Below are 11626 nucleotides of genomic sequence, written 5' to 3'. Positions count from 1 at the left end.
GAGACAATATGAAAATATTAATTTGCTGTAATGCCGGAATGAGCAGTTCCATCATCATGAAAAAGATGAAGGACGCGGCTGAGAAGCGGAATATGGAGCTTACCTGTGAGGCGGTGCCAAATGCGGGAATCAGTGATGAAATTGGTAAGTGGGACGTGTGTCTCGTCGGACCACAGCTGGTTTATGCGGTAAACAACATAAAGAGTATTTTAAATATACCGGTTGCAAGCATTGAACCAAGGGTTTATGCACTGGCCGATGGCGATAAAGCCCTGGATTTTGCGATTGAACTGGCAAAAAAATCATGAGAAAGGCTTAAAATATGGCTGATGTTACGAAATTATCGGAATGTGCAATGCAGATCGTGACCTATGCCGGCTGTGCCAAGTCCTGTTATATGCAGGCGCTGCAGGAGGCGAAAAAAGGAAACTGGGAGCTTGTGGAGCCGAGAATCAAGGAAGGCGAGCAGTTCTACCGCCAGGCTCACGAGCAGCACGGCGAGATCCTGTTAAAAGAGGTCAATACCCTGGAGCCGCAGATCACCCTGTTAATGTCTCACGCAGAGGATCAGATCATGTCGGCGGAGCTGGTGCGCGTTTTGGTAGAAGAATTGATAGAAATCTATACGAATCAGAAGGGAGCATGAGGATGGCAAATTACACGATATGGGCAAATGCCACGACAAAGAATGGTTTTGCAGCAGATGAGATCATCTCCTGTCTGCAGAAGTCAATCCGCCGCGGAATGGTGGAGGAAGCGTGTCAGTACGCGTATGAGCTGTACACCTCTGGTCCGGCCTTACTGGAAAAGGTATGGCACCGCCTGCTGTCAATCTCTGTGGAGGACATCGGATTCGGAGATCTGGACGCGGCAGGAAAGATCAATACCTTAGATGAAATGAGAAAGAAGTTCGCTTATGACGACGGCGACCAGCCCATGTTCTTTATCCATGCGATCAGAATTCTCTGCGCATGCACGAAGGACCGTTCCAGTGATTATTTAAAGAATATCATCATTAAAGAGGCGGCCATGGGCAAAGTACCGGAGATCCTGGATGTGGCGCTGGACAAGCACACAAGGCGCGGCCAGGAGATGGGACGCGGTTCAATCCATTTCTTTGAGGAAGGTGCAAAGGTGATTCCACAGCTTGACGTGGATAACGGATATAAGGAGCGTTACAGAAAGATCCTGGAGAATTACGACCCGTCGAAGGCGGTGCCGGGAGCATTTGTTTACAGTTCGGGGAGAGATTGATAAGATAGATTGCGGGCTGAGCCGTGTTAAATGCAGCAGTGTCGGGGAGACAGGGGCATTTGAGGCGGCAGGCCGCAGGGCTGTGTCTGATTGGCGTAAAGCCGCAGACATGGCCCTGTTTTCATCCTCTGACGGATCCGGTTAAGGAACAGCGCGGAGCGTTACTGATAAAAAAAGGTTAGTATAAACTAACCACATCCGTTGACAGCCAGAAAGGCAGAATGATATACTGTTTCATATGGTTAGTTGCAACTAATCAAAGAGACAGGAGGAAGTATGATGCTAAAAAAGAAACTGGTTCGAAAAACAGCAATATCTGTGCTGGCAGCGGTCTGCATGATATCACAGACCGGGGCGGCCTGGGCGGCGGGACCCGGGGAGATAAAAAAGGGTACATGGCAGTATGAGAGCGGGGGCTGGAAATATTATGAGTCGTCGGGGAATGCCGTGTCCGGCTGGATTGAGACGGAATCGGGATGGTACTATATCAATCCGTCAGACGGGGGGATGAGCACCGGATGGCAGCAGATTGACGGAAAAAACTACTATTTTAATCAGGAAAAGGATGGGACAGCCGGACGGATGCGTACCGGGTGGTTTCAGGACGAGAACCGGAACTGGTTTTTCATGAATACGGTTCACGATGGGAGCTTCGGCAGCGCGGTAACCGGCTGGCAGTGGATCGACGGACACTGTTACTATTTTGAGGAAGCAGACGGCGACAGTGCGGGAAGAATGTATGCAGGTGAGACAACACCCGACGGTTTCCTGACCAATGCCGACGGCCGATGGACCGAAAAAGACGGCACCGTCCATTATGAGGCCGGCCGGGGAATTCCCTCGACGGAGCAGAAGGCGGCGGACGCGAGGACTGCGGGGGGGAATGACAGTAGTAGCGGTGGAAGTGGAAGTAGTGGCGGAAGCGGAAGTGGGAACAGCGGCGGAAGCGGAAGTGGGAATAGTGGCGGAAGCGACATTGGGAACAGCGGCGGAAGCGATAGTGGAAACAGCGGCGGAAGCGATGGAAACAGCGGCGGCAGCGACAACGGAAACACCGACGGTACCGATTCCGGTTCGGGATCCGGCAGCGGCGACGAGGGGCAGACAACACCGGAAGCCGCTCTGGTAAACACTCAGAAGACGAAACTTCTGGACCTGGGCTGGATACAGTACGTTGTGGTTACCTTTGAAAATGGAACCCTTGACGACTATACGGTTTCTGTTGATGGAACGGATATTACAGCGTCACTGACCAGAGTGGACGACGATGGAACTGTTGTTAAATGGGAAAGTACTGTAGTAAATCCGGAGATGGTTACGGTGGCAAGAAAGAGCGACCATAAGGAGCAGCAGGTAAGAATCGGAAATAAAGCAGCGACAGCGGCCCCTGAATCCGGCAGCGCAGATTCCGCCCCTGCAGCGATTCTCGCCAATGGTCCGGTTTCCGGTTTTGACTATTATCTCGACGTGTATGATGCCAATGGTAACGTCCGCAAAGAACCAAAGCGTACCACCTTTGATTTGACAGGAAAGCGGGACGAAAAACCAGCTGAGATACCGGCAGAATATTACGTCCCGGACGCATTGATTGATAACGAGTCAGGCGATGGAGAGATCACTGTGAAGCTGTCCTTAAAGACAGAGGCGCAGGCGGCCTGGTTTAATGGACTCGGAACGGTCCGGGCGCTTGATACGGAAAACAGCGTACTGAACGACAATCTGTCCTATATAAAGCAGACTGAATCAGGTACATACGGCAAGACAGGAATAATCCGGATCCAGCTGCCGCAGTCGAATTTATTTTCGAGAGGACGCGTCCAGATTCATCTGTCTTCCAATTACAGCAGCGCTGCCATGACGGTACCGGCACATCTTGTAGATAACAGACTTTTTACCATGCAGTTAAATACTCTGAATACGAGTCCGAAGCCGGGGGAGTGCTTTGCGTTTGTGATCAAAGGACCAGAGGGCGAGACATTCGGCACAGAGATTCTTTCCCCCATATACCGGGTGGAATTAACGACTCCGTCCGGAGAAGTAAAGACTCTGAAGGAAATCTCGGAATGGTATGAAATCGGTGATATGCTTCATATATGCGGCACTAACACCGAGGACGAAAAGGTCACAAAAGAAAACGGAATTTATAAAGTAAAGGTTTATGCAAATGGCTATCAGACCATGACAAAGTCTGTGGAAATACGTGACGGAGAGTCGAGATCAGGCTTTAATACGCTTGCATCGGTGAGAAGCTATGGAATTGATGCGATTTCCAGCGCTTCCCTTGGAGGCGGTTCCGGTTCTTCAGGAGACTCCGGTTCGTCTGGAAGCATCAATATAAATGCATTTCTGATCTTCGATCAGGATCTTCTCGCCAATGCCATGATTCTTAATGAGATTGGGATCGATAATCAGGCTTCCGAGACGGTTCTCTCACGCTGGGCCGATATGACACCGGTTTCCGTGATGGATGGAGAAGCAGAGGAGCTGTACGATTTTATCTCCTATCTGAACGCAGTGAAGGATGCGAAGCTGGAAGACGGAAAATCACTTTCCTTCAGCGAATATGCGGAAATGGGAGCGGGATTGACGAAAAACCGTCCATATCAGGTCAAACGTGTGCTTGAGGATGGCCTTCTCGGTTCTGCATTCCGTTTTAACGATGTCGTTGGGAAGAAATCCCCTCAGCTGGAAGGGGTAGAGGGCGCTCTCGGAAATGATATAGTAATCAGGTGCAGTGTAGATCCGGCTTACCTTTCCGCTGTGACCGCTTTGTATCTGGATGACAATGCGGTTCAGATGCGAAACGATGATTATATCAGCCAGTATTCTTACGATGAGGCGGAAGGTACGCTTACTATTTACGCGACAACAAAAGGAACCGCAGGAGGAACGCTTCAGCTGACCAAGGGGACTCATACCCTCCGTTTGACGGCAGAGGGCTACCAGACAGCAAACGTGGTCTTAAAGGTAGACGGTTCCCTGGAAATATTTGAATTATCTCTTGTAAATCCCAATCCGGCGGCAGGAGAAGAGTCGGAGGATGCATCTGTTTATTATACCGGACAGGACGTTCCTGTTATTGCAGCCTGCGGCGAATCCGATGAGGAGCAGAAAGAAATCCGCGGTGATTTCATGAAGCATTTGACGGGGATAACACTGAAGAGACCGGATGGAAGCAGTTCTATAGTAACGTCGGAGACAGAAGGCACCATAGGAGGAGATGATAATTACATCCGCAGCGACTATGGATTTATCCTTCAGAAAGGACTGTTTGAAGATGCCGGAAAATATACCGTAACAGCCAGGGCAAAAGGATATACGCCAAAGGTGCTGGAATTTACCATTGAAAAGAAAGCGGATCAGGGCGGTCAGGAAGAGGAAATCAAAAAGGTACCGGGAGTGGAGGCGCAGGAGTACGTGGAAGCCGGTTTCCTGTCAGGCAGTTACTATCGGGTTACATTTGATGCCTCCGATGAGGCATTGCTGAAAGAGTTTTTAAATAGCAAAGATCTTAAAGTGACTGTTAATGGAACTCCATATGCGAAGGTATTGTCGGGGCTTTATGACGATCAGACCAAATCGTATAAACTGTCCAAGGACAGCAGCGCGGTGGAGAAATATTTAGATTTGTCGACGGATGGATTTACGGAAAAAGAGAACCGCGTAGTTATGGAAGCGAAGGGATTTGAAAAGCTGGAATTTGTCATCAACGCAAAGGATAGCGCCGAAGGCAGAAAAGAGACACCGAAGATAGAATCCTATGAACTTGTGAAAGACATTTTTGTATCCTCAGGTTACTATCGGGTGAGCTTCCTCGCAGAGGATGAAGACTCATTGAAAGAATATCTGGAGAGCAGGGATTTAAAGGTAACGGTCAATGGTAAAACGTATCAGAGAACCTCGATGAGTTTCTCCGACAGTGATAAGCAGTTATTTAAAGTATCTGGAGAAAATGGAGTGATGAAGTATCTGGATCTGACCTCGGACTGTTTTACTGAGGCGGAAAATAAGGTGACAGTCGAGAACGAGGGCTATGAGACGCTGGAGTTCACGATTGATTCAGATGAAAATACAGCAGAGAAACTGACCCCGCAGATGAAGTCTTATAAATACGTTGAAAAATCCTTTTTATACGCGGATTACTACAGAGTCGTCTTTGATACAACAGACGAAAAAGCGGCAAAGGAATATCTGGAAAATGAAGCTTTAACAGTATCGGTTAACGGCGTGCCATATACGAGAATTTCCATGGGTATATATGATGACTCTGAAACCTCGTTCAAAGCAACCAGAGAAAATGGTGTAGTGAAGTATCTGGATCTGTCCGCAGATGGTTTCAGCGAAGGAGATAATACTGTGACCCTCGAAGCGGATGGCTATGAGGTGCAGGAATTTATCATCACTGTGGAAGAAAAGTCCGCAGCGGTTGACTCGGCTGATTTAGCAGTCACGGTGCCGAAGGATAATCCGGCAGAGGAAGAAAATACCGGCGCCCAGCTTCCAGAGAATGGAAAGGACAACGGAGAGGGCGAAGGAGAGAAAGTGGAAACGCCGGAAGCCGGAGATGGAGAAGGTGAAAAGGTGGAAATACCGGAAGTCGGAGATGGAGAAGGCGAGAAAGTAGAGACGCCGGAAGCCGGAAAGGAAGAAGGTGAGAAAGCAGAAACACCGGATACCGGAGAGGCCGATGGAGAGAAAATAGAAACACCGGATACGGAAGATGGAAAAGGTGAGAAAGTGGATACACAGGAAGCTGGAGATGAAGAAGGTGAGAAAGCCGGGATGCCGGAATCCGTAGATGGAAAAGTTGAGAAAGCAGAAACACCAGAGGAAGGAGATGTAGACGGGAATCTGTAGAGCACTGAATAGTTTATACCATGAATCTTAGAAATATGCCCTTAAAGATGATGATTCAAATAAAATGATCGTCTTAGGGGCATATTTTTGTATATGAGATAGAAAAATGGAAGAACCAGCCAGTTTCCGCACAAAAATCAACGGGAAAATGCCTTATCCGGCGCATAAGTGGCTGTTCTGTGTTCAAAATACTGGTTTGCAGCAGCGTATCTATGAATATAAGAAGAAAAATTTCAAAAATCGCTTGCAAAACTAAAAAAGACCAGTAAAATAGAGAGAAGACGTGTTATTCCCGCGAAAGCGGCGAAATACAGGGAAGAAATGAATAAAATGATAACGGAGTGAGACGTATGGCACTGAAAAAGAAACCGGTTACCGGCATGAAAGATATCCTGCCCGCAGAGATGGCGGTACGGGAATATGTAATGAATCAGATTCGTGAGACATACGGTGGATTTGGATTTAATTCCATCGAGACCCCGTGTGTGGAACATATTGAAAACCTGACCAGCAAGCAGGGCGGCGATAATGAGAAACTGATCTTCAAGATCATGAAGCGTGGAGACAAGTTGCGCCTCGATACCGCGGAGACGGAGAACGATCTGGCAGACAGCGGTCTTCGCTATGATTTAACCGTACCGTTATGCCGCTATTACTCCAATAATGCGGCGACGCTTCCAGTGCCGTTTAAGGCGCTTCAGATGGGCAGCGTATGGAGGGCGGACAAGCCTCAGAGAGGCAGATTCCGTCAGTTTGTTCAGTGTGATATTGATATTTTGGGCGATCCGACCAGACTGGCTGAAATCGAATTGATTCTCGCAACTACCACGCTTCTTGGCAAAGTCGGCTTTAAGGGTTACCATGTCCGCATCAATGACAGAAATATCTTAAAGGGAATGGCGTCCTACTGTGGTTTCCCGGAGGAATCCTTTGACCAGGTGTTTATCATTCTGGATAAGATGGATAAGATCGGCATGGAAGGCGTTGCGGCCGAGCTTTTAGAAGCCGGTTATGAGAAAGAGAAGATCGATCAGTATTTAGCCCTGTTCGGTTCGGTGACACCGGATGCGGCGGGGGTACGTTCTCTCGGCGAGACATTAAAAGACGTAATGGATCCCGAGATGACAGAGAATCTGGCAGCCATTATGGACAGTGTAAACAGTATCGCTACCAGTCAGTTCGATATTATATTCGATCCGACCCTGGTGCGCGGAATGTCCTACTACACCGGCACAATCTATGAGATTCAGGTGGATGGGTTCCCGGGATCTGTTGGCGGCGGCGGCCGCTACGATAAGATGATCGGCAAATTTACCGGCATGGAGACACCGGCCTGCGGCTTCTCCATCGGTTTCGAGAGAATCATTACCATCCTGATGGAAGAGGGCTTTACCGTTCCGGGAAGTACGGAGAAGAAGGCATTTCTGATCGAAAAGGGCGTCAGTGCCGATGTGATGACAGCGGCTATTCAGGAGGCCATGGACGAGCGTGCAAAGGGTGTCTGCGTTCTCGTATCTCAGATGAACAAGAACAAGAAGTTCCAGAAGGAGAATTTACAGAAGGAAGGCTATACCGAATTTAAGGAATTTTACAGGGAAGCTTTGAAATAATATTACGATTAAGTTGGAGGAACATTATGGCAGAATCAATGCTGGGACTGAAAAGATCCCATAGATGTACAGAGGTAACGAGCAGCAATGCCGGTGAGACCGTCACCGTTATGGGCTGGGTGCAGAAGAGCAGAAATAAAGGCGGAATTATTTTCGTGGATTTAAGAGACCGTTCCGGTATTCTGCAGATTATCTTCGAGGAGAGTGACTGCGGCGCTGAGAATTTTGCAAAGGCTGAGAAGCTGAGAAGCGAATTCGTAATTGCGGTAACCGGACACGTGGAGAAGCGTGCAGGCGGAGTGAACGAAAATCTGGCAACCGGTGACATTGAGGTCAGAGCAGAGAGTCTTCGCGTTCTTTCCGAATCAGAGACACCGCCATTTCCGATTGAGGAGAACAGCAAGACGAAGGAAGAACTTCGTTTAAAATACCGTTATCTTGATTTGAGAAGACCTGATATTCAGAGAAATATTATGGTCAGAAGCCAGGTCGCGATCATCACGAGAGCATTTCTGGCAGAGGAAGGCTTCTTCGAGATTGAGACTCCTACCTTGATTAAGAGCACACCGGAAGGCGCACGAGATTATCTCGTACCGAGCCGTGTTCATCCGGGAGCCTTCTATGCGCTTCCGCAGTCCCCGCAGTTATATAAGCAGCTGCTCATGTGTTCCGGCTATGACCGGTATTTCCAGCTGGCCAGATGCTACCGTGATGAAGACTTACGCGCCGACAGACAGCCGGAATTTACACAGATCGATATGGAGCTGTCCTTCGTGGACGTGGAAGACGTCCTTGAGGTAAATGAGAGACTGTTAAAGAGATTATTTAAGGAAATCTGTAATTTTGATCTGGAACTTCCAATTCCCAGAATGACATGGCGCGAGGCGATGGACCGCTTCGGTTCCGATAAGCCTGATATGCGTTTTGGCATGGAATTAAAGAACGTGTCCGATGTGGTTCGTGGTTCCGAGTTTGCAGTATTTAAAAATGCCCTGGAAGCAGGCGGTTCCGTGCGCGGTATCAATGCAGACGGCCAGGGAGCCATGCCTCGTAAGAAGATCGACGCCCTGGTGGAATTCGCAAAGGGCTTCGGTGCAAAGGGACTGGCTTACATTGCCATAGCTGAGGATGGAACTTACAAGTCCTCCTTTGCAAAATTCATGACAGAGGATGAGCTTCACGCATTAGTGGAAGCCATGGAAGGAAAGCCGGGAGACTTACTCCTCTTTGCGGCTGACAGAGATAAAGTGGTATTCGATGTATTAGGAAACTTAAGACTTGAGCTGGCCAAGCAGCAGGATTTACTGAAGAAGGACGACTTCAAGTTCTTATGGGTAACGGAATTCCCGCTTCTTGAGTATTCCGAGGAACAGGGACGTTTCGTTGCCATGCACCATCCATTTACCATGCCGATGGACGAGGACTGGCATTTAATCGACAGCGATCCGGGCGCAGTGCGTGCAAAAGCCTACGATATTGTATTAAATGGTACCGAGATGGGCGGCGGCTCTGTCCGTATCCATCAGGGAGACATCCAGTCCAAGATGTTCGAAGTACTGGGCTTCACCCCGGAGCAGGCACAGGAGCAGTTCGGATTCCTGCTTGACGCATTTAAATACGGAGTACCGCCTCACGCAGGTCTGGCTTACGGCCTCGACCGTGTGGTCATGCTCATGGTAGGTGCTGACAGCATCCGTGACGTAATCGCATTCCCTAAGGTGAAGGACGCTTCCTGCATGATGTCAGAAGCACCGGCGCCGGTTGATCCAAAACAGCTGGAAGAGCTGTACATTGAGATCGCAGAGACAGAAGAATAAAAAGAAATAGAGACAGATACAGACAGCCCGCATCTCGCGCCGGAAATGGCGCCAGGATGCGGGCTGTTGTTTGTCATTCCGTCAGCTTATTTCACTAATATAAGAAAAAAACAGGAAAACAATACCCTTATTTTACATTTATCTGTTATAATAAACTTAAAGGTAAAAAATGTAAAAAAGGAGGCTTTAAGAAATGAAAAGAAGCGGAAAAAGAAGGTTTCTGTCTCTGTGGCTCACGCTGCTGATGGTGCTGTCCCTGGCCACTGGCATGTCGTTTACTGCGGCGGCGGCAGACCACGATATCGTTGTGCTGTATACCAACGATGTCCACTGCGGCGTTGATGACAACATCGGATATGCAGGGCTGGCGCTTTATAAGAAGCAGATGCTTGAGCAGACACCGTACGTTGTCCTCGTGGACGCCGGCGATGCCATTCAGGGCGCGCCCATCGGAACGCTTTCCGATGGAGGCTACTTAATCGATATCATGAATAAGGTTGGCTATGACTTCGCCATACCTGGAAACCATGAATTCGATTACGGTATGCCCCGTTTCCTGGAACTGGCGGGGAAACTGAACTGCGGCTACTATTCCTGTAACTTCCTGGATCTGCGCACAGGACAGACCGTATTCGCCCCGTACAAGATGATGACATACGGAGATACGAAGGTTGCCCTCGTAGGCGCCAGCACACCGGAAAGCTTTACGAAATCCACTCCGGCGTATTTCCAGGATGCAAACGGAAACTATATCTACAGTTTCTGTGAGGATGAGAGCGGACAGAAGCTCTATGACCGGATTCAGTCCAGCGTGGACGCGGCCAGAGCGGATGGAGCCAATTACGTCATTCTCGTCGGCCATCTGGGAGAAAACGGAACCACCGAGCGCTGGTCATCTGACAGCGTCATTAAGAATACCAACGGGATTGATGCTGTGATCGACGGCCACTCTCATGAGACGGTTCCCTCTAAGGTTGTGAAGAACAAGGACGGAAAAGATATCACGCTTACGCAGACTGGTACGAAGCTTCAGGATATCGGAAAGATGACGATCAAAAAAGACGGAACAATCACGACAGAACTGATCTCCAAGGTAGAGGCAGGAGGCGCTTCGAGGGCGTATACGGTGAAATCCGGGGATTCCTTAAGCAGAATTGCAAAGAGAGAACTGGGATCCTATAACCGCTGGAGAGAGATTTACGATGCCAACAGAGATAAGATTAAAAATCCTGATATGCTGACGATCGGCATGCAGCTCACTCTTCCAGGCGGAAGTGCCGTCACGGAGGACGGGAAAAATGTGGACTATGACACCGATCAGTTCATCAAAGGAATTCAGGCGCAGTACAATGAGACGTTAAAAGCAGTTCTGGGGCATAGTGACGTGGACTTGACCGTCAACGATCCTGCGACGGGAGAACGCGCAGTGCGAAGCGCCGAGACGAACCTGGGCGATCTGACTGCTGATGCATACCGCTACGTACTGGGCGCCGATATCGGATTATCCAACGGCGGGGGCATCCGTGCCAACATAGCGGCAGGCAATATTACATATAACGATACACTGGCAGTATTCCCATACGGCAACATGGGATGTGTAGTGGAAGTGAAGGGTCAGCAGATTAAGGACGCTCTGGAGATGGCTTCCAGAAACTGCCCGGATGAAAACGGCGGCTTCCTTCAGGTATCAGGACTATCCTATACCATCGATACGTCTGTTCCGACTACGGTTCAGACCGATGAAAAGGGGAACTTTATAAAAGTTGGCGGCGCTTACCGCGTGACCGATATCAAGGTAGGGGCGGAAGCTCTGGATGTAAACAAGACATATACGGTCGCTTCCCATAACTACATGCTGAAATCCGGCGGTGACGGAATGACCATGTTCGCAGGTGCGAATATCACAAGGGACGAGGTCATGACGGATGTGGACATTCTTTCCGCATATATCAATACAAACTTAGGCGGCAATGTAGGCGCTGATTACGGCGACCCGCACGGCCAGGGAAGAATTACGGTAAAATAGTATCAGTGAATGAATGACATCAAATAAAATGTTATAAAATCAATACCATAAAATGACGCATT

At 49.0% G+C, this 11626-nt stretch carries 8 protein-coding genes; all 8 read left to right on the top strand.

Features of this window, described 5'->3' with window-relative positions:
- Positions 1-8 precede the first annotated feature (8 nt).
- The 8 genes from H8S75_RS04550 (at position 9) to H8S75_RS04515 (ending at position 11564) form a co-directional block, all read left to right on the top strand.
- The gene (locus H8S75_RS04550; protein ID WP_002602171.1) at positions 9-308 is read left to right on the top strand and encodes a PTS sugar transporter subunit IIB; all 300 of its coding nucleotides are present in this window, start codon (positions 9-11) and stop codon (positions 306-308) included.
- Positions 309-322: 14 nt separating this feature from the next.
- Positions 323-646 (top strand): PTS sugar transporter subunit IIA, encoded by a 324-nt coding sequence (locus tag H8S75_RS04545; protein ID WP_002602172.1) that lies wholly within the window; start codon positions 323-325, stop codon positions 644-646.
- 2 nt (positions 647-648) lie between these two features.
- Positions 649-1254, top strand: a complete 606-nt coding sequence (locus tag H8S75_RS04540; RefSeq protein WP_242354504.1) for a hypothetical protein — start codon at positions 649-651, stop codon at positions 1252-1254.
- Positions 1255-1530: 276 nt separating this feature from the next.
- Positions 1531-6111 (top strand): hemoblobin-interacting domain-containing protein, encoded by a 4581-nt coding sequence (locus H8S75_RS04535; protein WP_187019701.1) that lies wholly within the window; start codon positions 1531-1533, stop codon positions 6109-6111.
- Between the two features lie 106 nt (positions 6112-6217).
- Positions 6218-6367: a hypothetical protein gene (locus H8S75_RS04530; RefSeq protein WP_187019700.1), complete on the top strand. Its 150-nt coding sequence runs from the start codon at positions 6218-6220 to the stop codon at positions 6365-6367.
- A gap of 94 nt (positions 6368-6461) precedes the next feature.
- A complete protein-coding gene (gene hisS / locus H8S75_RS04525) occupies positions 6462-7721 on the top strand; it encodes a histidine--tRNA ligase (RefSeq protein WP_187019699.1) in 1260 nt (419 codons plus the stop codon).
- Positions 7722-7747: 26 nt separating this feature from the next.
- Positions 7748-9538, top strand: a complete 1791-nt coding sequence (aspS, locus tag H8S75_RS04520; RefSeq protein WP_002602177.1) for an aspartate--tRNA ligase — start codon at positions 7748-7750, stop codon at positions 9536-9538.
- Positions 9539-9731: 193 nt separating this feature from the next.
- Positions 9732-11564: a bifunctional metallophosphatase/5'-nucleotidase gene (locus tag H8S75_RS04515; RefSeq protein ID WP_187019698.1), complete on the top strand. Its 1833-nt coding sequence runs from the start codon at positions 9732-9734 to the stop codon at positions 11562-11564.
- Positions 11565-11626: the final 62 nt, after the last annotated feature.

The sequence above is a fragment of the Hungatella hominis genome (assembly GCF_014288005.1).
Lineage (GTDB): Bacteria > Bacillota > Clostridia > Lachnospirales > Lachnospiraceae > Hungatella > Hungatella effluvii.
The sequence above is the reverse complement of the archived record's forward strand: the minus strand, read 5'-3'. Positions and strand labels throughout refer to the sequence as shown.